The sequence below is a fragment of the Candidatus Peregrinibacteria bacterium genome (assembly GCA_016699145.1).
Lineage (GTDB): Bacteria > Patescibacteriota > Gracilibacteria > UBA1369 > 2-02-FULL-48-14.
In genome coordinates this window covers 556,531-575,602 of the sequence record CP064962.1, presented here as the reverse complement: position 1 = coordinate 575,602, position 19,072 = coordinate 556,531, and the positions used below count along the sequence as shown (strand labels likewise).

The 19,072-nt window shown below is 47.7% G+C and carries 24 protein-coding genes; 5 read left to right on the top strand and 19 right to left on the bottom strand.

Translation table 11 applies throughout. The features are described 5' to 3' along the window. Position 1: 1 nt before the first annotated feature. From rplD to IPG41_03015, 13 genes are all read right to left on the bottom strand, one after another. Positions 2-628 (bottom strand): 50S ribosomal protein L4, encoded by a 627-nt coding sequence (gene rplD, locus IPG41_03075; protein QQR55510.1) that lies wholly within the window; start codon positions 626-628, stop codon positions 2-4. Between the two features lie 16 nt (positions 629-644). Beyond that, positions 645-1,232 carry a 50S ribosomal protein L3 gene (rplC, locus tag IPG41_03070; protein ID QQR55649.1) on the bottom strand — a complete coding sequence of 196 codons (588 nt, stop codon included), beginning with the start codon at positions 1,230-1,232 and terminating at the stop codon, positions 645-647. Positions 1,233-1,377: 145 nt separating this feature from the next. Further along, positions 1,378-1,935 carry a hypothetical protein gene (locus IPG41_03065; protein QQR55509.1) on the bottom strand — a complete coding sequence of 186 codons (558 nt, stop codon included), beginning with the start codon at positions 1,933-1,935 and terminating at the stop codon, positions 1,378-1,380. Between the two features lie 11 nt (positions 1,936-1,946). Then, a complete protein-coding gene (gene rpsJ / locus IPG41_03060) occupies positions 1,947-2,357 on the bottom strand; it encodes a 30S ribosomal protein S10 (GenBank protein ID QQR55508.1) in 411 nt (136 codons plus the stop codon). A gap of 177 nt (positions 2,358-2,534) precedes the next feature. After that, the gene (locus IPG41_03055) at positions 2,535-3,365 is read right to left on the bottom strand and encodes a UbiA family prenyltransferase (protein QQR55507.1); all 831 of its coding nucleotides are present in this window, start codon (positions 3,363-3,365) and stop codon (positions 2,535-2,537) included. Then, positions 3,356-3,799 (bottom strand): HAD hydrolase family protein, encoded by a 444-nt coding sequence (locus tag IPG41_03050; GenBank protein ID QQR55506.1) that lies wholly within the window; start codon positions 3,797-3,799, stop codon positions 3,356-3,358. The genes IPG41_03055 and IPG41_03050 overlap by 10 nt, the downstream gene beginning before the upstream one ends. Then, positions 3,799-4,482, bottom strand: a complete 684-nt coding sequence (locus tag IPG41_03045) for a CPBP family intramembrane metalloprotease (GenBank protein QQR55505.1) — start codon at positions 4,480-4,482, stop codon at positions 3,799-3,801. Before IPG41_03045 ends, IPG41_03050 begins: the two co-directional genes overlap by 1 nt. A 16-nt stretch (positions 4,483-4,498) precedes the next feature. After that, positions 4,499-4,912: an SRPBCC family protein gene (locus IPG41_03040; protein ID QQR55504.1), complete on the bottom strand. Its 414-nt coding sequence runs from the start codon at positions 4,910-4,912 to the stop codon at positions 4,499-4,501. 61 nt (positions 4,913-4,973) lie between these two features. Beyond that, the gene (locus tag IPG41_03035) at positions 4,974-5,516 is read right to left on the bottom strand and encodes a hypothetical protein (protein ID QQR55503.1); all 543 of its coding nucleotides are present in this window, start codon (positions 5,514-5,516) and stop codon (positions 4,974-4,976) included. Between the two features lie 375 nt (positions 5,517-5,891). Then, positions 5,892-6,359, bottom strand: coding sequence for a hypothetical protein (locus IPG41_03030; protein ID QQR55502.1), 468 nt, complete (start codon positions 6,357-6,359; stop codon positions 5,892-5,894). Between the two features lie 237 nt (positions 6,360-6,596). Continuing rightward, a complete protein-coding gene (gene tuf, locus IPG41_03025) occupies positions 6,597-7,781 on the bottom strand; it encodes an elongation factor Tu (GenBank protein QQR55501.1) in 1,185 nt (394 codons plus the stop codon). A gap of 98 nt (positions 7,782-7,879) precedes the next feature. Continuing rightward, a complete protein-coding gene (gene fusA / locus IPG41_03020) occupies positions 7,880-9,976 on the bottom strand; it encodes an elongation factor G (GenBank protein QQR55500.1) in 2,097 nt (698 codons plus the stop codon). 92 nt (positions 9,977-10,068) lie between these two features. Next, positions 10,069-10,647: a hypothetical protein gene (locus tag IPG41_03015; protein QQR55499.1), complete on the bottom strand. Its 579-nt coding sequence runs from the start codon at positions 10,645-10,647 to the stop codon at positions 10,069-10,071. Positions 10,648-10,718: 71 nt separating this feature from the next. On the opposite strand from IPG41_03015, the gene IPG41_03010 reads away from it, so the two are divergent. From IPG41_03010 to IPG41_02990, 5 genes are read left to right on the top strand one after another with little or no spacing between them, the layout of a single operon-like run. Continuing rightward, positions 10,719-11,117: a hypothetical protein gene (locus IPG41_03010; protein ID QQR55498.1), complete on the top strand. Its 399-nt coding sequence runs from the start codon at positions 10,719-10,721 to the stop codon at positions 11,115-11,117. 26 nt (positions 11,118-11,143) lie between these two features. Then, positions 11,144-11,497 (top strand): transposase, encoded by a 354-nt coding sequence (locus IPG41_03005; protein ID QQR55497.1) that lies wholly within the window; start codon positions 11,144-11,146, stop codon positions 11,495-11,497. Between the two features lie 35 nt (positions 11,498-11,532). Next, on the top strand, positions 11,533-11,745 hold the full coding sequence (locus tag IPG41_03000; GenBank protein ID QQR55496.1) for a transposase: 213 nt from the start codon (positions 11,533-11,535) through the stop codon (positions 11,743-11,745). Continuing rightward, positions 11,697-11,921, top strand: coding sequence for a transposase (locus IPG41_02995; GenBank protein QQR55495.1), 225 nt, complete (start codon positions 11,697-11,699; stop codon positions 11,919-11,921). Before IPG41_03000 ends, IPG41_02995 begins: the two co-directional genes overlap by 49 nt. A 60-nt stretch (positions 11,922-11,981) precedes the next feature. Then, complete coding sequence (locus IPG41_02990; protein QQR55494.1) at positions 11,982-12,611, top strand: hypothetical protein; 630 nt, start codon at positions 11,982-11,984, stop codon at positions 12,609-12,611. A gap of 64 nt (positions 12,612-12,675) precedes the next feature. Here the strand turns inward: IPG41_02990 and rpsG are convergent, their stop codons facing one another. From rpsG to IPG41_02960, 6 genes are all read right to left on the bottom strand, one after another. Beyond that, positions 12,676-13,143, bottom strand: coding sequence for a 30S ribosomal protein S7 (gene rpsG, locus IPG41_02985; GenBank protein ID QQR55493.1), 468 nt, complete (start codon positions 13,141-13,143; stop codon positions 12,676-12,678). A 3-nt stretch (positions 13,144-13,146) separates the two neighbouring features. Continuing rightward, positions 13,147-13,560 carry a 30S ribosomal protein S12 gene (gene rpsL / locus IPG41_02980; protein QQR55492.1) on the bottom strand — a complete coding sequence of 138 codons (414 nt, stop codon included), beginning with the start codon at positions 13,558-13,560 and terminating at the stop codon, positions 13,147-13,149. A gap of 93 nt (positions 13,561-13,653) precedes the next feature. Next, entirely contained in the window at positions 13,654-14,046 is a 393-nt protein-coding gene (locus tag IPG41_02975; protein QQR55491.1) for a VOC family protein, read from the bottom strand. A gap of 253 nt (positions 14,047-14,299) precedes the next feature. Then, on the bottom strand, positions 14,300-16,954 hold the full coding sequence (locus tag IPG41_02970) for a DNA-directed RNA polymerase subunit beta' (GenBank protein QQR55490.1): 2,655 nt from the start codon (positions 16,952-16,954) through the stop codon (positions 14,300-14,302). Further along, complete coding sequence (locus IPG41_02965; GenBank protein QQR55489.1) at positions 16,873-18,111, bottom strand: hypothetical protein; 1,239 nt, start codon at positions 18,109-18,111, stop codon at positions 16,873-16,875. Before IPG41_02965 ends, IPG41_02970 begins: the two co-directional genes overlap by 82 nt. A gap of 9 nt (positions 18,112-18,120) precedes the next feature. Beyond that, positions 18,121-19,065, bottom strand: a complete 945-nt coding sequence (locus IPG41_02960; GenBank protein ID QQR55488.1) for a calcium/sodium antiporter — start codon at positions 19,063-19,065, stop codon at positions 18,121-18,123. Positions 19,066-19,072 lie beyond the last annotated feature (7 nt).

Here is a 19,072-nt window from a genome sequence, read left to right as displayed (position 1 = left end):
ATTATTTAGTATAAGTAGTCTCGAGGTCTTTGAGAGCTGCAGAAGTGAACAGTACATTGTCGTATTTGAGCAGATCGGCAGGGTTCAAATAGTTTCCCAAAATGGTCTTTCCGCGAGCGAAGTTGCGAGAGGAGAGGAACAGCGTCTTCTCATCACGGCTGCGCACTACGAGCACGTTGCGCTCAACAGGGAGCTTCTCAACGAGCATAGAGAACGTTTTGGTTTTTGGAGCGTCGAGCTCAAACTTATCGAGAGCGAGCACCTTTCCATCCTTTGCTTTTGAAGAAAGGATTTGGAAGAGAGCCTTACGACGCATTCCCTTGTTCATCATCTTTTCAAAGTTCTGCCATTTCTTTGGTCCGAAGGCGTTTCCTCCGCCTCGCATGTGAGGATTACGGATGGAACCCTGGCGGGCGCGCCCGGTGTGTTTTTGAGCGAAAGGCTTCTTTCCCCCTCCTCGTACATCACCTTTGGTGAGCACGTGAGCGATGGGGCGGCGAGCATTGGCTTGTTGATACACGAGGTAGCTGTGCACGAGCCCTTCCGCACCTTCAATTTCGAAGATTTCTTTAACGAGAGTGATGTCTCCTGTTTTTTCTCCAGTCTGGTTGTAAAGAGGTGCTTTCATATGATTTTAATGCGCACTAACGTGCATGCTTGCGAATGATTACGAGTGAACCCTTGGTTCCTGCTACAGGACCTTTGATCCCGAGAAGGTTCTTGGTCTTGTCTACGTAGACAAGTTCTGCGTCTTCAAGAGTAACGGTGTCCAGGCCCATATGGCCGGCCATCTTCATCCCTTTGAAGACTTTACCGGGACGAGCACGTGCTCCGATGGCTCCTGGTTCGCGCATGAAGTGAGAACCGTGAGTACGAGGTCCTCCACGGAAGTGGTGGCGCTTCATAACTCCTTGGAAACCTTTACCTTTAGAAGTGCTCGTGATCTTGGCATGCTCTCCAATTTCGAATTGGTCGAGCGTTACCATGTCTCCTGCTTTGTAATCCCCACCTTCAGTGCGGAATTCACGCATGAAGCGGAATTTCTTGTTCTTAGTGGGTTTCTTAAGTGCATCGAACCCAAGGACTAGCGCCGGATATCCATCCTTTTCTACAGTTTTGACTTGCACCACCGTGTTGGGGGCGCATTCTATTACTGTAAGGGGGATCACACAGCCGTCGTCTTGGATGAGACGGGTCATACCGATTTTTTTGCCGAGTATTCCTGGCATAATTCAGTGCTTAGTTGGAATTGAAGTGCTTGGTCTTTTTCCCTGCCGGGGATCCACGTGGGAGCCTTGGACTTCGCTTCTAAGATAAATGCCCGCAGATATTAATGGGTGAGAACGGCTGAGTCAAGGGAATTTCTGCGCCTCTAAGTCACATGCAACGAAAGTCATTCATTGCGTATCCTTGGAAGGTTTGATCTCTTGCTTCTATGAAGTAGAGCTGAGACTGAGGGTCTAACACATATTTTTCAAGGAGTTCTTTAAATTTTGTGTGGGTTGGAGGGCCATTGCTCAGCCATTCTGTGTCCACTTCCTCTATTTTCCCTTGGCGGCTTATGTTCAAAAGCTTTTCATCTTGGTAGTAGTAGAGACTTAAATAGCTTTTGTCTACTGAATAGGGCTGTTTGAGGTCTTGTTCCGTATCCAAAGCAGCCTGAAAATCCGCTGGGGCAAGATTGGATTCGACAATCAAGATCAATTCTACGTCACAATGATTACTGTTTTCCCACAGGATTCCAAAAAGAGAGACGGAATCGAGTACCTTGGTGTCTTTTGGAAGTTTGATTTCTTCTAAGCTGCTTAAAAAAGTCCTGACTTTAATGTCGTTGTAGAGGCGAGGAGGCAGAATCAGAATGAGGTAGAGACACAAAAAAAGCAGGAGGGGTACCGTGACCATCAGGATGAGATTGTGGGTTCTTCTGCTTTTCATTGTTCAACTTCTTACTTGCTGCTCTTTTTTGTTGCAGCTTTCTTTGCAGGAGCTTTCTTTGCACTTTCCTTTTCTTTTTCTTTTTCTTTTTCTTTTTCTTCACTGGCTTCCATGATCATCTTGATTTCGATGTCCACTCCAGAAGGAAGAGACAAGTTGGACAGCTCTTCGATGGTGGCAGAAGTGGTCTCGGTGATGTCGATGAGGCGCTTATGGGTGCGCATTTCATATTGGTCACGGGCGTTTTTGTGAACGAAGGTGGACTTGAGCACTGTGAATTTTTCGATGTCAGTGGGCAGGGGAATGGGACCCATGACGATGGCGCCGGTTTTTTCTGCGGTTTCGAGAATGAGACGAGCGGCTTCGTCGATGACCTTGTGGTCAAAGGACTTGATCTTGATACGAATCTTTTGCTTAGCCATGGTATTGAGGGTTAAAAAATACCGAGGGTTGTACGCCTCGGTTTAGGTTCACGCAGCTTGCGCTGGGAAAGTTTGAATCGAGGTGTCCCGGCTTTGGCGGCCGAGGAAGCGTCTAAAAGCAGAAGCTTCACTTTTGTTGTGCGCTTTTTTTAAAGGAAAACGGGAGGCTTGTCAAATTTATCCGAGCAGTGGCAGGAGCAGCAGTGTTAAAAGAAGCAAGATCCAGACTGGATTTGTGAACAGATAGTGCGGCTTGATGGCGAGTTCTGGTTTTTGTTTGAAGCATCGGTTGGTGTAGAGCATCATGAGCACAAAGAGTAGGGCTTCGATGAGGCGCTCTTCTTTTTGCATGGCGAGAGTGAAGACTCCTAGACAGACGAGGAAGTAAGAAAAGGTGATGATGATGCGGCAGAGGCCCTTGGTGTAAAACTTGAGCACAGGTTTATGAGCCACGGCTTTTTCACCCAGCACGGCGCGATCGGATTTGCGTTTGGAGGTGATGGCAAAGAGCACCAAACCGCTGAGCAGCACAAAGTAGACACTGTCGTTCAAGGCTGGAAATGCTTGAAATCCAGCCAAAGTTCGCAGGTTAAAATTCAGCAAGATTATGGCGATGTCGAGCAGAGGAATGTTTTTGAGTCCAAAAGAATAGGCGTTGGTTCCAAGGAAGTAGATGGCCGCGCTGAAGGTGTAGAGCGAGCCGAGTTGAGTGCAGACGTAAAGGCTGAAGGCGAGTAGGAGGGTCCCGGTTATCAATGCTTGCAGGCCGGTGACTTTGCCTGACGCAAGGGGGCGGTCTTTTTTTTGTGGATGATGTCTGTCTTTTTCTCGATCCATCCAATCGTTGATGATGTAGGTCGTTGACGAGAGCGTGCAGAAGCCTAAGAAACCGAGAGCGAGATGCAGCGGAGCAAGATGATTTTGAGTGAACAAGAAAGCCGTCACAATGAGGATGTTTTTGTACCATTGTTCGAGGCGCAGCAGTTTTCGGATTTCGTTTAAATGCATTTGGAAAGGAGATGAGAGTCGATCCAGTAGAAGATTTTGTCGATCCAATTTTCTTTGGGGTTTACCAAGGTTTTGACGGGAAAAAATTCAGCGTCGATGGCTTTGGCAAAGCGCCCATCGATGCAGTGTAGGTTGCCGATCACTGCGTGTTTTTTATTCGTGGGAAGCTTGATATAGGTCAAAACTTCTTTGTTGGGTTTTTTGTGCGGGCCTGAGTTCCACAGCACTTTGAGTTCTTTAGCCATTTTTTCGCTGCGTTTTTTATTGGGACTGTTGGAGCAGAGCACAATGAAATTGTTCTTTTTGAGCTCATCAAAAGCGCGTTTTGTTTTGCTGTCTATTTTTGTTTCACCCTCGCCGACGAGAGTTCCATCTATATCTAGAAAAATGACATACTTTTTGAGTGTCCATTTTGTGTCGCAAAAATAGTCCATTAAAAAAGGAGATAGTAAGCGATGCCCATGAGCGTTACATCCACACAGAGGTGACTGAGCCAAGGGGCGAAGAGGGATTGGGTTTTTTCATGGAGCAGGGACCAGATCACTCCTCCCGCGAAGACGCCGAAAGTTCCAAACACGGCCCAGGTTCCAGTGGTCAACGAGTTTAAGATGATGAAATGATGAGCTGCAAAACCGAGGTTGGTGAGGAAGAGTGCCGGCATTTTTGGGAGGGTTTGTTTCAAGCCCGAACCTGTGAACCAACGCCAATAGTATTCTTCTAAAAGAGAATGTCCGACACATAAGAAGACGCTGAAGAGCAAATAGAGCGCTGCGCTCATTCCAAAATAGGCATCGATTTTTTCTTGAATTTGTTCTGTTAAGAGGTCTTTTTCTGGAAAGACAGTGAAGACCAATAAAATTCCTAGAGAAAGAAAGAGGCCGGTACTCAGGCCCCATGCGATTTCTTTGGCTGCTTTATGAGGGGTTATTTTTAGGGGTGTTTTGACATACTTCCACCACAGCAACGGCCAGATCAAAAGCAGCACTTTGGTCAGGCTGTAAATGATTTTGGCCCCGGTTCCTTCCGCCCAAAGATCGAAGTAAAGGGTGGCCCCTATTGTTTGGAAGATGAGCGCGGGAACTAAGCCGAAAAGGAGGAATTTTTTTTGAGAAGTCATTGTTATTAAGGACGCATTAAAAGCTTTCAACGTAGTTTTTAAAGTTGTTCAGGATGGATTGCCATCCGTCTTTTTGCATGTTTTCGGAATTTTCGCTTTCGGCTTCGAAGGTTTCGACGACTTCTGTTTGGCCCTCTTTTGCCGTGAAGCTGACTTTGAGGGAACGACCGTCACCCATGGTGGAGGCGAGGAGTTCGTTGGGTTTCACTTCGTCATAAATTCCCCAGAAATCGAAGCCCATGCTGCCGTCTTTGGCTTCCATGCGAGAGGTGAATTTTCCACCGACGCGTAGGTCGTTCGTGGCGCTGGGGGTGTGCCAGTCGTCGGAAGCAGCGTTCCATTTTGTGATGTGCTCGGGTTGGGTCCACATGTCCCAGACTTTTTCGACGGGAGCATTGACGGTGGCTTGGATGGTGATGAGGGTGGGCATAGGATTTTTAGTAAATACAGATAAAATCACCCTAGCATTTTAGAGGGTTTCAAGGCAAAGATTATGGATGCAGTCGGACTACATTTCCTGCAGCCTTTTCTTTGAGTGTCCTTACAAATTTTTCGAGGTGTCTTGGCACGTCCCCCATTGTACAATCCCTTAATGCGGTGTTTAGTTCGTTAAAAGCTGTTGAGAATGCATCTGACTTATGAGTTGAGCTTGCATCATAATCGCTGATTATTCGAAGAACTATTGTTAGCTCGTGTAGGAAATCTGCTGCAGTGTCTCCATAGGTTTCTCGGGTCTCGGCAAATGGGTTTTTGTTTAGCTGTCCGAATGCGTTGCGTAGCTGATCTCCTGATACCGTAGTTGTAGTAATTGATTCTCTTCCTATCTGGCGAGTGAACGTTTCTGTTTTTGGTCCAGGGGGAACGAAACACTTTTCGAGAAAATTTTTATTGACTTCTTCTATACTCGCTAGACTACTGAGTTTATTTTCAACAACTCTTAATAGGGCTTCTTCATCTTTGATTGGTTCTATCCCCTCCAATTGGTCTAAGAGAGTCGTGACTGCCTCTCTGATGGGGGTGATTACTTGTCCCATTGCTGATAGAAGTGTGCTTACCCCTTTGTTCCGTTCGATTGTTTCTATTGCGCTGATGATTGCTAAGATTGCTTCTCTGAAAAAGCCAAGGCGCCTTCGAGAATGATGACTTTGCTCATCAGGGAGAGGCCCAACCAATCTTAAGTGATGGTTACTCAAATGTACTTTTTAGAAGTTTAATTATCTCATAGGGCTCCCTTTCTTACAAGTATGTCACCGAAGCTAGATGTACTTCACATAGCACCCTCTATGGAATGCTTTGTTCGTTGATGGGTCGAAAAAGAAAACCCTTTGAGATATGCCGGGTCCAAAACCCATTTCTATGTTTGAGATCCCGTTAAGGATATTTTTGCTATTAATGTCTTTAACGAAACTCTAAAAAGAAAGGGAATTTAATATTTCTTCAACCTCAGTCAGTTCTTTGTTATCAAGTTTAGGTATTGTAATCAGCCAGTACTGTGCTGGAGCTTGCTCTACAAAATAGTCAACGCCACCACAGGCATCTCCGTAAATTCCTTGAAGGGTATTTTCACCAGCAATGCGGGTTTCTTCTAGATCGTCTCCAAATGTCCCAAGCCCTCCACCTGCAGAATAAGGTACGTTGTCATGCATATTTTCTGATGAATAATTGTCTGGTTTATATAAGAAGTTAACTTGTGGATGTTCTGTGCTACATAAACTTGTTGTCGCTTTTTCAAGCTGAACATTGTTCTTTCGTACAGTGATTGAATTGTTTTCTTCAATAACGTCCCAATCTGTTGGATAATTGAAGGAAATATTAAGTTCTTCGTTATTATATGTACTCATGACTGCTTCATTAAATAAAGGTTCATTTACTGGCAAATTGTTGTTAGGCTGACTACAGCCTACTAAAAGAAAAATGGCTATTGTGAATGCTAAAGTTTTTTTTCATAATACTTGAGATTTTTTCAGAAAAGGGAGGGTAGTTGAAGTATAATAAGATTCACTTTATAAAGTAAATCTTGTTTATGAGGGGGCATTCTTTCTGTTATTACTTGCATCGAAAAAGCCCCGCATTTCTGCGAGGCTTTTTCTAAGTTTGAGTTGGGGACCTTGCGATTAAGCAATGATCTTTCCTACGACTCCGGATCCAACGGTGCGTCCTCCTTCACGGATGGCGAAGCGAGTTCCGTGCTCGAGAGCTACAGGAGCTCCGAGTTCTACGGTCACGCTGATGTTATCACCAGGCATGACCATCTCTACACCAGCTGGGAGCTCGATAGCACCAGTAACATCTGTTGTTCGGAAATAGAATTGAGGCTTGTAACCCTTGAAGAAAGGAGTGTGACGTCCACCTTCCTCTTTGTTGAGGACGTAGATTTCACCTTCAAACTTCGTGTGAGGTTTGATGGATCCAGGCTTACAGATCACTTGTCCACGTTCGATGTCTTCACGTTCCACACCGCGGAGCAGCAGTCCTACGTTGTCTCCAGCTTGACCTTGGTCGAGCTGTTTGCGGAACATTTCAACTCCGGTACAAACAACCTTCTTGGTTTCTTTGAGTCCAACGATTTCAACTTCTTCGTTGATCTTAACAACTCCTTGTTCGATACGTCCGGTAGCAACAGTTCCACGTCCTTTGATGGAGAACACGTCTTCTACAGACATGAGGAGAGGCTTGTCGAGTTCACGTTCAGGTTGGGGGATGTATTCGTCGAGGGTCTTGAGAAGTTCTACTACAGGAGCAGAATCAGGTCCGGATGGGTTTTCGAGAGCCTTGAGAGCGGATCCTTTGATGAAAGGAGTGGTGTCCCCTGGGTAACCGTATTTGGTGAGGAGATCACGAACTTCCATTTCAGAAAGTTCAGCGATTTCAGGATCAGCCATGTCCATTTTGTTGAGGAACACGATGATGTAAGGAACGTTCACTTGGTGAGCCAAGAGAATGTGTTCACGAGTTTGAGGCATTGGTCCGTCTGCGGCACTAACCACGAGGATGGCACCGTCCATTTGAGCGGCTCCAGTGATCATGTTTTTTACGTAGTCGGCGTGACCAGGACAGTCGACGTGTGCATAGTGACGCTTGTCCGTGGTGTACTCTTGGTGAGAAGTAGCAATGGTGATACCACGTGCCTTTTCTTCAGGAGCGTTGTCGATTTGGTCGAACGCAACCGCTTTGTTTTCTCCGCCAAAGTGAGCGGCAGCCACTGCAGTGAGTGCTGCGGAAAGGGTTGTCTTTCCATGGTCGACGTGTCCGATGGTACCAACGTTCACGTGCGGCTTAGATCTGTCGAAAGCTGTCATAGCCTTAGAGGGTTAAAAAAATTTGATAGCCATTTAAAAGCGAAGCGATTTTAGTGGATGCAAAGCTCTTATGCAAGCTAAAAATTGATAGTAAGCCTCTAGTTCTTCACCCCACGATCGGCCTTGATCTTGGCGATCACGTTGGCAGGGGCGTCGGCGTAGTGGCTGAATTCCATGGAATAACTTGCGCGTCCTTGAGTCATGGAGCGGAGGTCCGTTGCGTATCCGAACATTTCGGAGAGAGGCACGAGACAGTTGATGACTTTGGCCATCCCACGAGCTCCGGATTCTTGAATTTGTCCACGTCGAGAAGAAATGTTACCCATCACGTCTCCGAAGTAGTCGTCTGGAGTGATCACTTCCACCTTCATTATAGGTTCAAGAATCACGGGATTGGCTTTTGCGGCTCCGTCACGGAAGGCGATGGAAGCGGCCAGTTTGAACGCAAGTTCAGAGGAATCCACATCGTGGTAAGATCCGTCGAAGAGTTCTACCTTCACGTCCACCACGGGGTAACCCGCAATGATTCCACGAGTGAGCGCTTCTTTAACACCTTTGTCTACGGCGGGGATGAATTCACGAGGAATCTTACCTCCGACTACAGAGTTGATGAATTCGTAACCCTTTCCAGCTTCGTTGGGGATGAGGTTCATCTTCACGTGTCCATATTGTCCACGTCCTCCGGTTTGTTTGGAGTACTTTTCTTCACACACGACTTCTTTACGGATGGTTTCACGGTAAGCCACTTGAGGAGCTCCTACGTTGGCTTCAACCTTGAATTCGCGCTTCATACGGTCCACGATGATGTCGAGGTGCAGTTCTCCCATTCCTGCGATGAGGGTTTGTCCTGTTTCTTCGTCAGAAGAAACGCGGAACGTGGGATCTTCTTCAGCAAGTTTCTGCATGGCCATGCCCATCTTTTCTTGATCGGCTTTGGTCTTGGGTTCAATCGCGATTTGGATCACCGGTTCGGGGAAGGTGATGGATTCCAAAATGATGGGATGATCGGGGTCGCAGAGGGTGTCTCCGGTGAAGGTGCGCTTGAGACCAATGGCCGCAGCGATATCTCCGGCTTCCACTTCTTTGATTTCTTCACGAGTGTTGGCGTGCATACGAACGAGACGTCCCACGCGTTCTTTTTCACCGGTGTTGGTGTTGAGCACATAAGAACCGGCTTCCATTTTTCCGGAGTAAACACGGAAGAAGCAAAGTTTCCCTACGAAAGGATCGGTTGCGATTTTGAAAGCGAGGGAAGCGAAAGGAGCGTTTGGATCGAGTTTGCGCTCTTCTTCTTGGTCGTTGTCTGGGTTGATTCCTTTGACCGCTCCGATGTCGAGAGGGGAAGGGAGGTAGTCGCGCACTCCGTCAATGACGAGTTGCACTCCCATGTCGTGCAAGGCAGATCCGCAGAACACGGCGTAGTGAGCTCCAGAAATGGTTCCTTTGCGGACTCCAAATTTAATTTCTTCGTTGGTGAGTTCGACTCCATTCAAGTATTTTTCCATCAAGGCTTCATCCTGGTCGGCAGCGGCTTCTACAAGGATGGCGCGGTGCTTTTCAACAAGTTCATTCATGTCCTCGGGAATAGGCATTTCGATGATGGTTTCTCCGTGCTTTCCTTCGAAACGGTAAGCCTTGCGTTCCACGAGATCGATGATTCCGCTGAATGTGCTGTCTTGTCCGATGGGAAGTTGAATGGCGAAAGCCTTTTTAGAGAGACGTTGGTGAATGGAAGTGAGAGACATGTAGAAGTCGGCTCCCATTTTGTCCATCTTGTTGACGAAAGCGATACGAGGAACATTGTATTTGTCCGCTTGACGCCATACCGTTTCAGATTGAGGTTCCACACCTTGAGATCCATCGAATACGGCAACCGCTCCGTCGAGCACACGCATGGAGCGCTCTACTTCTATCGTGAAGTCCACGTGTCCAGGGGTGTCGATGATGTTGATGCGGATATCCTTCCAGTAACAAGTCGTTGCGGCGGCGGTGATGGTGATTCCACGTTCTTTTTCTTGTTCCATCCAGTCCATGGTTGCGGCCCCTTCGTGCACTTCGCCGATTTTGTGAGAACGTCCGGTGTAGAACAAGATGCGTTCCGTTGTCGTCGTCTTACCGGCATCAATGTGCGCGGCAATACCGATGTTACGAATGTGTGCGAGGTCGTAGGTCTGTGTGGTGGGGTCAGCTGCCATAAATGGATTGAAAAAGTTAGCGAAAACGCCGAATTAAAAGTGTCCGCATTATAGGCAAGCAAGCGCGAAAGTCAAGGTTGTGAGGATGGCCTCTAATTTGAACTCATATGACTTTCAAGCACGTCTACAAAGTCATTGTTGGCTTGAATGAAAGTGGTGTAATTCGTGTGGAGCTCCTCGTCTAAGCTTTCCACTGGATCCAAGTCTTCTTTAAAAGCACCGCTTTCGTAGTAGGCGAGCATTTCTTTGTAGCTGCTCAGGTATTCGCTTGCGGCACTTTGATAAGTCTTCAATTCAGTTTGAACGCTGTTTTGCTGTTCGATGTTTCGGCTTTCCAAAAGCAGCAGATTTTCTACTTCATCCAAGGCCTTGCTGGCTTCGGCGTAGCTTAGGTTCATTTGGGTGACTTCGATTTCAGAATTTTCTCTGACGGGATTGGGAACGGTTTCGTGGTAGAGGGTGGCGCTTTCTTCAATCGTAGTGGAGACGAGATTCATCCGTTCCACTATTTTATTGTTGTATTCCACTTCGCTCAGTTTTCCAAAGATTGAGCAAGAGGCGAGCAAGAGGGGTAAAAAGAGAAGAGCGCGAATTTTCATAGATGGCGTGAGAGTGTTTCGATTGTAACGAAACTCTTTTACCGGCACCAGTATTTTTTGACACGCATGCATAAGTTTATTGATTGTATTCAGGATTGTGCTATTAATAATCATCACACCGTTTAGATCTAACTTAAAATCCAATGAAAAAAGGACCGGGCAAGGATGTTGATGTTGAAGAGATCGATGACAACTTAGGACTTGTTTTAAGTTTAGAGCAACTTATAGGTTTTTTTCAGAACGCGGGGCTTTCTCCGGACGGTTCAGAAAGGCTTTTTCGAACTTCTTTAGAAGGTATTTTACAACTCACTTGGAAGGACTTTGGAAAGATACCCGCTGTTCAATCGGTTTCGATGGGTTCAGGTGATAGGAAACTTTCTAAGTTGATCACTGCCATTTTTGCTCAAAAAAAGGCTCTGGGTAGGCCTTATGACTGGCGGCAAGAAGCTTTGCAGGTGCTTGCGGATTTTAATCCTGCTCGATATGTGGATGAGGATGTTTGTACTCTAGGAGCTGTTAACATAAATAGAGGAGTGGTGTAGAGTGAAGTTACTCTAACCCTAACGCCATGTACCAGATGCTAACGGATGAACAGTTCAAACTGATCCAGCCTTATTTTCCAAAGCCCAGAAAGCCTGAAAAGATTCCACTGAAACGTTGCATGGATGCCATTTGTTATGTACTTAAAACAGGGTGCGCATGGAGACAAATGCCCTACGATTACAGAGAAAAAGAGAATGACTGGCACACGATTTATACAAGATACAAACGGTGGAGCGAATCTGGACTTTTTGGACAAATGCTTAGAGCACTTGAAGTAGCAGATGTACTTCAAGTGCGAATAGCTTTCCTGGACAGTACAACAAATAGAGCGCACCACAGTGCAGCGGGAGCCATGAAAAAAAGGGGCCACAAGCGTTAGGCCGAAGTAGAGGTGGGTACACTACAAAAATTCACATGATTGCTGGAGATCCAGATCATGGGATGCACTTTGTTTTAACAGGTGGTGAAGTGAGCGATGTGAAAGTTGGAAAACAAATTTTGAGAGATTATTCGTTTCCAAAAACAGTAGATCATTTGGCTATGGACAAAGGTTATTCATGCTACAAAGTTCTGGAGCTGTGCAAAGAAAAAGGCATAACTCCAGTCGTTCCTCCAAAGGCAAAATGAAATTTCCGTGGGAATACAACAAGAACATTTATGCCTACCGCAACGAGATTGAACGCCTATTTCACCGAATGAAAAATTACAGAAGAATTTCAACTCGCTATGACAAATTAGACCTGATGTATGCCTCCTTTATCTCCCTCTGCCTTGTGGCACTTTTACTCAAAGTCTTATGTTAACAGCTCCTAGAAGGGCCTGATGAGGTTAGACTTACTGTTGAGCGAATCGTTTCGGCCTGTATGCCTTTAACGGCCGCACGAGACAACGATCCGTTTGGGCCAAGGCGAACTTATGTTGCTCCTACAGGGCTTGTCTTTCAAGGCCGCCTTCATGATGGTGAAAGTGCGGTTGTATTTCATGATACACATGTTGGTCTCACGGATGAGAGTAGATGGGCTGGACCGAGGCGAAAAAAACTTGCCAATGCCCTTTGTGACTTTTTGAATCCTCAGAAATCGAGTGCATTGGTTGGGCGCGTGCAACATGCTTTTGTTGATACGAGAACGATGGGAGAAGTTGCTGTTAGTAGAGCTAGCACAACCGCCTATGGTTTGGAAGCGCTTGACCTTATAGTCCCTGTATTTGAGCTTGTCCCTGTTTCTGTGGATATGAATGCACCGTGGGTGCGATTTGTTCCTGGGGAAGGAGCATATAAGCCTTTTACTATTAAATCCTCTTCTCCAGAAGATATTTTAACGGCTATTGGTTTCCGTCTTTCTGAACACGTGAATGCTGCTGAAGCCAGGTATCGTAGGGATTCTTTGGCAGCTCATCTAGCCCATTCTGCTCTTGATGACATACTTGGCAATCATTCTCGCCTTGTGATTGGCCATGTGGTGGATGGCGGGAGATCTTCTAAAAAGATGTGAGTATCCTAAATTAGAAACAAAAAAACCGGACAAAGCCCGGTCTTAGATGAGTCATGAAAGCGTTTCACTTCTTCTTTGTGAAGCGAGCGTAGTGAGCGAAGGCGCGGTTGGCTTGAGCCATCTTTTCTACGTCGTCCTTTTTCTTGATTGCAGATCCGGTTCCTTCAGCAGCCTCGAGGATTTCAGCGGTGAGGCGCTTGTACATGGGCATACCCTTGCGTCCGCGAGCGGCGGTGAGTATCCAGCGGAAGGAGAGCATTTGCTGACGCTTCACAGGAACTTCGAAGGGGACTTGGTACACGGCTCCACCCACACGTTTGGGGCGAACTTCCATCGCAGGTTTGGTGTTGTCGATGGCACGGAGGAAAGTCTCTTTAGGATTCTTGTGTCCGCGGCGTTCCACTTCACTCAGCATGTCGTTGAAGATGCGGCGAGCCACGGTCTTCTTTCCATCGAGCATGATGGTGTTGATGAACTTTTCACTCGTGAAATCGGAGTGGGGAGGTACGTAGGTGGTGGTTTTCGTTTTCATGGTTTATTTCTTAGGTTTCTTAGCTCCATAAAGAGAACGACTTTGACGTCGATTTTGTACTCCTTGGGTGTCGAGGCTTCCACGAACGATGTGGTAACGCACACCGGGCAAATCCTTCACACGTCCACCACGCACAAGTACAATGGAGTGTTCTTGAAGGTTGTGACCTTCTCCTCCGATGTAAGCGGTGACTTCAATTCCATTGGTGAGGCGTACACGAGCAATTTTTCGAAGCGCAGAGTTAGGCTTTTTAGGCGTCATAGTCGTCACTTTCGTGCACACTCCACGTTTGAAAGGGGAGGACAGAGGACGGTTGGTGGACTTCAGCGTGTTCATAATGAGCTGAAGCGCTGGAGCCTTGCTCTTGCGAGTTTGAGCCTTGCGAGGCTTACGAATGAGTTGATTGATCGTGGGCATTAAACAGTTTTATTAGAGACCCTGCGGGTCCATTAGCTGGAGCAGTTTAGTCGATAAGATTGGCTATTGCAAGAGAATTTTAGTGCCTTCGCTTCAGTTCATCGGTAAAGGTTGCAGCACACCCACGCGGTTGCCTTCGGTGTCTTGGAAACTGAAATAATGGCCAACCTCAGGGATTTCCATGGGCTGGTCAAGAATAATGCCTCCATTTTCAGTGACTTTTTTCTGGCTTTCCTCGAGGTTTTCAACCGCAATGACGACGGAAGGCGCTTGTGCCTTGGGATCTTCGGGTTTTTTATAAAAACCACCGTTGATCATGCCCGGCTTTTGAATCATTCCTTTGTCGTCGGTTTCGCCTGTTTGGACTAAAACATAGTCATCCATGTGGGGCATGTGGATGGGCTTCCAGTCGAAGGTTTTTTGGTAAAAATCAGACATGCGCTGACGGTTTTCGTAGGCCATTTCAAAGTGTACGACGGGATCCATAAGGGGTGGGGTTAGAGGAGGATTGCTGATTTTGGATGAGTTTTGCTACGAGGATGGACGTGTTGCAATTGTAGCAAGACTGGGATTTTAAAAAAAGAGGCGTTGGTGTTGGCTACTGTTTTTACAGGTTAAAGTTTCTCCCCGGGGAGGGGTTTACAATACAAATTGCGTCTTGTAAATAGGCTGTTCTAAAAGAGCGCCTCTTTCGAAGCGCCCTTTCTTTGATTGGCCAGTAGGTCGGTTTTATACAAAACTAATCCTCACGCGTATCAATGGCTTCGCCACGCATCTTCTTGCGGAAGGTTTCTCCTGCAGGGATGAGGCGACCAATGATGACGTTTTCTTTGAGACCGTCGAGCATGTCCACGCGGTGAGTGGTGGAGGCTTCGACGAGCACACGTATGGTTTCTTGGAAGGAAGCGGCGGAGAGCCAACTTCGAGTGTGCAAGGCGATACGAGTGAGACCGAGCAGCAAACGTTCGAACTTGATCGGCTCTTGTTTGTCTCCTTCGAGCTTTATGTTTTCTTCGAACACAGTTTGGTAATCCACGACTTCACCGGGCAGGAAGTTGCTGGCTCCAGGTTCCACGATGCGAACCTTAGAGAACATTTGCCGAGTGATGATTTCGATGTGCTTGTCGTTGATGGACTGACCTTGAGACGCGTAGATGCTCTGCACCTCACTCATGATGTATTTTTGAGTGGTGTAGATGTCTGAAAGCTTCATGAGTTTGCGGAGGTTCATGTGTCCGCTGGTGAGAGCGGTTCCACGAGCCACGACGTCTCCAGTTTTCACTTTAATGCTTTTGCCGGCGTCCACCTTGTAGACTTGTTCGGCAAGGTCCGGTTGAATGACGATTTCTTTCTTTCCCGCTTTCACAACCACTCCATCCATAGGGGAGCGGAGTTTCTTGCCTTTCTTTTCAGCGAGCACATCTTTAAGGCTGACCTTGTCGTCCTTCTTTACGAGCACTTCCATGCCGTCTTCCACATCGATGGTTTCGGTGGGAATGTTGGTGGGAGTGATGGTGATGTGGATTTGGTTTCCCTTAGAAGTCACCTGTACTTTTCCATCGATTTCGGCCAATACGGTAGGCTTTTTAGGTGTGCGGGCTTCGAAGAGTTCTTCCACACGGGTGAGACCTTGAGTGATGTCGTCTTCGTTCGCGATTCCTCCCATGTGGAAAGTACGCATGGTGAGCTGAGTTCCCGGTTCCCCGATGGATTGAGCGGCCACGATTCCGACGGCGGTTCCCATCTCCACTTCTTGGCTGGATCCGAGGTCACGTCCGTAACATTTTTGGCAGACTCCGTTCAGAGTCAGACAGGTCATTACAGAGCGCACACGCACTTCGCTGACGTCGTTTTCTTTAAGAATCTTCACGGCAGCCTTGTCGATGGGCGTTCCATTCGGGATGGCCACTTTCTTGCCCGTCTTTTCCATGACGTCGGCACCGAGAGTGCGGCCGAAAATGCGGTTTTCAAACGGTTCACCAATCTTTTCGGATTCTTCACGAGTCACCAAGTGGGTGTCCTTGGATCCACAATCGTCTTCCTTAATGATGATGTCTTGAACAGCATCCACGAGACGGCGAGTGAGGTAACCCGCTTCAGCGGTTTTGAGCGCGGTGTCGGACTTACCTTTACGTCCTCCGTGCGTTGCAATGAAGTATTCAAGAATGGAGAAACCTTCTTTGAGGTTGGATTTGATGGGAAGTTCGATGGTCTTACCGGCAGGGTTGGCCACGAGTCCCTTCATTCCACAGAGCTGGGTGATTTGTCCCCAGTTACCACGAGCCCCAGAGTCCACTTGGTAGTAGATGTCGTTTTCGGGTTCGAAGCCAAGGATCATTGCTTTACCGATCTCGTTCTTGGTTTTGGACCAAATCTTAATGGCTTGGTTGTAGCGTTCATCTTCAGTGATGAAGCCCTTGTTGTAGAACTCGTGAATTTGATCCACAATTTCTTCGGATTCTTTCATGATCTTGACCTTCTCTTTAGGAATGATGAGATCGGCGCTGGCCATAGAAATTCCGGAACGAGTGGCGTATTGAAAGCCGAGTGCTTTGAGGTCGTCACAGAATTTGGCGGTGGGTTCGGTGCCGCATTTTTCGAAAACTAAGGCTACGATTTCAGAGATCTCTTTCTTTTTGAGGGTGTGATTTTGGTAACCCATTTGTTCGGGCACCACGGTGTTGTAAATGGCACGTCCGAGGGTGGTTTCGATCATTTCACCGTTGAAACGAATCTTGATCTTGGATTGCAGGTGAAGTTCACCAAACTGCTCGGCAATGAGGGCCTCCTCAAGATTACCGAAGATTTTTCCTTCCCCCTTCTTACCTGGACGCTCTGCGGTGAGGTAGTAGAGTCCAAGCACCATGTCCTGAATGGGTACGGTGATGGGTTCTCCGGCGGAAGGCTTCAAAAGGTTCTTTGCGGAGCACATGAGTTCACGCGCTTCTTCTTGAGCCTTTTGAGAGAGGGGAACGTGCACGGCCATTTGGTCTCCATCGAAGTCCGCGTTGAAGGCGGCACAGACGAGGGGGTGAACTTGAATGGCTTTTCCTTCTACGAGCACGGGGCGGAACGCTTGGATTCCGAGACGGTGCAGGGTGGGTGCACGGTTGAGGAGCACAAAACGTTCTTTGGTCGCTTCTTCAAGCATATCCCAAATGACGCGGTCGTTGTTTTGAATCATCTTTTCCGCGCTCTTGATGTTGTGAGCGTAGCCCCCTTCGATGAGTTTTCCAATGACGAAAGGCTTGAAGAGTTCGAGTGCCATGAGCTTGGGAAGTCCACATTGGTCCAGGTTGAGCTTAGGACCGATCACAATGACGCTGCGACCGGAATAGTCCACACGTTTTCCGAGCAGGTTTTGGCGGAAGCGTCCCTGTTTACCCTTGAGCATATCTGAAAGGGAGCGAAGTTTGCGCTTATCCCCGCTGTTGAACACGGTTTTCCTTGGCGCGCGCTGTTGTTGATCAAAGTGTCTACCGCTTCTTGCAGCATACGTTTTTCATTTCGGCAGATCACTTCAGGTGCTCCGATTTGGATGAGACGCTTGAGACGGTTGTTACGGTTGATCACACGGCGATACAGATCGTTGAGATCGGAAGCGGCAAAACGTCCTCCATCGAGTTGCACCATGGGGCGAAGATCGGGTGGAATCACGGGGAGCACGGTCATGATCATCCATTCAGGATTGATGCCGGCCTTCACTAGGGAACCCATGAGCTTGATGCGTTTCATGAGCTTGGTGCGCTTTTGTCCGCTGGACTTTTCAATTTCGATGTCGAGCTTTTTAATCTCTTCTTCGAGGTTCATGTCGCGGATGAGTTTGTGCAAGGATTCTGCCCCTGTTCCGGCCTTGAATACGTGGCCGAACTTCATGGACATGTCGCGGTAATCGAGCTCGGTGAGCACGGTGCTGTTCTCTAAAGACTCGAGGTCTTTGCGAGCTTGCTCAGCGGTTTCCACCAATTCCTCAATTTTGGCAGCCTGTTCCTTTTCAATTTCCTTTATGTTCCCGGTTCCACTCTTGATGCGTTCTTCGTATTCGCGGATCACATCTTTTCTATAGTTTTTGAATTCTTCATCCAGTTGAACCAAGGCTTCCTCTTTAGCCTTTTGATCGACTTCGGTAATGATGTACGCGGCAAAGTACACGATTTGTTCCAGAATTTTTACTGGCAAGTTCAGGAGGAGCCCAATGCGGCTTGGAGTTGAACGTAAGAACCAAATGTGAGTCACGGGCACGGCGAGTGTGATGTGGCCCATGCGAGTGCGGCGAACGATGGAGCGGGTCACCTCCACTCCACATTTTTCACAAATCACACCTTTGTATCGAATACGCTTATATTTTCCACAAGCACATTCCCAGTTTTTAATCGGTCCAAAAATACGTTCGCAGAAGAGACCGTCGCGTTCGGGTTTTTGAGTGCGGTAGTTGATGGTTTCAGGTTTTTTAACTTCACCGTGAGACCAAGAGAGAATTTGCTCGGGGGAAGCCACAGCAATCGCGATAGCATCGAAGAGTACTGGAGCTTTCTTTGGGTCAGTCATCATAAGAGAGGATTAAAAGGAGGTGTAAAGTTGAAAGAGGAAGAGGATGTAAAGCAATAGATAAGCCCATCCTTCGTAAGTGCTGAGTTTTTTTTGAGTGAGTGCAAAGAGCAGCAGCAAGGTGGAAATGAGAAGGAAGGGGAGCCCTAGCACCAGAGTGTCGTGATGGACATTGAGGGTTTGAATGAAGGAAGGCAGGGCCAAGACCAAGGTCGCGTTGAAGACCAGAGATCCAAGCACCGTCCCTACGGCAAGGTCGGTGTTTCCTTTTCGAGTGGCGTAATAGGCCGTGCTGAGTTCAGGCAAAGAAGTGCCCAGGGCCAGCACGCTGGCGCTGAGTACGCTGGGAAGAAGCTTCGTGATGGAAGTGAGCTCTTCAATGGAGCGCACCACTCCGTAGGAAGCTGCTACCGTTATGAGGCCGCAGCCGAGAGTTAAAACCAGCAGTTTGGAGCTGAATTCTGGTCCGGTGAACCAGTTTTGCAATGCCTCCAGGCGGCCCTGTTTATGTTCTTCAATAGAGAAGAAGCTGTAGAGGATGTAGAAACCGAGCATGAGTATCCCTTCAAACCATTCAAAGCGGCCGTCGTAGAGGGTCACCATGAGCAGAAAGGCGGAGACGAGCAGCAGGCCGACTTGACGCTGCATGCCTTCCTTGCCAAGGTTGAGGCCCTTGGTGAGCAACGCGCAGACTCCCAAAATGAGGAGTACGTTTGCAATATTGGAACCCACTACGGTGGCCCCCACGAGGCTCGTGTTTTGAGTGCCCGCGGCCCACAGTGAGGTGGCGAGTTCGGGAACAGAAGTTCCGAGTGCCATCACGGTGACTCCCATGAAAAGGGAAGTCCAACCGAGGGATTTGGCGGTGTCTGCACCTGCTGCTGCGAAGACCTTAGCGGACTGCGCTAGAACAGCGAGAGAGGCAACGAGGATGAGGGACCAAAGTAAGGTGTCCATAATTAGG

Coding starts and splice junctions, on each gene's coding strand:
- rplD (QQR55510.1), bottom strand. CDS start 628: ATGAAAGCACCTCTTTACAACCAGACTGGAGAAAAAACAGGAGACATC.
- IPG41_03065 (QQR55509.1), bottom strand. CDS start 1,935: ATGAAAAGCAGAAGAACCCACAATCTCATCCTGATGGTCACGGTACCC.
- rpsJ (QQR55508.1), bottom strand. CDS start 2,357: ATGGCTAAGCAAAAGATTCGTATCAAGATCAAGTCCTTTGACCACAAG.
- IPG41_03055 (QQR55507.1), bottom strand. CDS start 3,365: ATGCATTTAAACGAAATCCGAAAACTGCTGCGCCTCGAACAATGGTAC.
- IPG41_03050 (QQR55506.1), bottom strand. CDS start 3,799: ATGGACTATTTTTGCGACACAAAATGGACACTCAAAAAGTATGTCATT.
- IPG41_03045 (QQR55505.1), bottom strand. CDS start 4,482: ATGACTTCTCAAAAAAAATTCCTCCTTTTCGGCTTAGTTCCCGCGCTC.
- IPG41_03040 (QQR55504.1), bottom strand. CDS start 4,912: ATGCCCACCCTCATCACCATCCAAGCCACCGTCAATGCTCCCGTCGAA.
- IPG41_03035 (QQR55503.1), bottom strand. CDS start 5,516: ATGGGACAAGTAATCACCCCCATCAGAGAGGCAGTCACGACTCTCTTA.
- tuf (QQR55501.1), bottom strand. CDS start 7,781: ATGACAGCTTTCGACAGATCTAAGCCGCACGTGAACGTTGGTACCATC.
- fusA (QQR55500.1), bottom strand. CDS start 9,976: ATGGCAGCTGACCCCACCACACAGACCTACGACCTCGCACACATTCGT.
- IPG41_03015 (QQR55499.1), bottom strand. CDS start 10,647: ATGCATGCGTGTCAAAAAATACTGGTGCCGGTAAAAGAGTTTCGTTAC.
- IPG41_03010 (QQR55498.1), top strand. CDS start 10,719: ATGAAAAAAGGACCGGGCAAGGATGTTGATGTTGAAGAGATCGATGAC.
- IPG41_03005 (QQR55497.1), top strand. CDS start 11,144: ATGTACCAGATGCTAACGGATGAACAGTTCAAACTGATCCAGCCTTAT.
- IPG41_03000 (QQR55496.1), top strand. CDS start 11,533: ATGATTGCTGGAGATCCAGATCATGGGATGCACTTTGTTTTAACAGGT.
- IPG41_02990 (QQR55494.1), top strand. CDS start 11,982: ATGCCTTTAACGGCCGCACGAGACAACGATCCGTTTGGGCCAAGGCGA.
- rpsG (QQR55493.1), bottom strand. CDS start 13,143: ATGAAAACGAAAACCACCACCTACGTACCTCCCCACTCCGATTTCACG.
- rpsL (QQR55492.1), bottom strand. CDS start 13,560: ATGCCCACGATCAATCAACTCATTCGTAAGCCTCGCAAGGCTCAAACT.
- IPG41_02975 (QQR55491.1), bottom strand. CDS start 14,046: ATGGATCCCGTCGTACACTTTGAAATGGCCTACGAAAACCGTCAGCGC.
- IPG41_02970 (QQR55490.1), bottom strand. CDS start 16,954: ATGCTCAAGGGTAAACAGGGACGCTTCCGCCAAAACCTGCTCGGAAAA.
- IPG41_02965 (QQR55489.1), bottom strand. CDS start 18,111: ATGATGACTGACCCAAAGAAAGCTCCAGTACTCTTCGATGCTATCGCG.
- IPG41_02960 (QQR55488.1), bottom strand. CDS start 19,065: ATGGACACCTTACTTTGGTCCCTCATCCTCGTTGCCTCTCTCGCTGTT.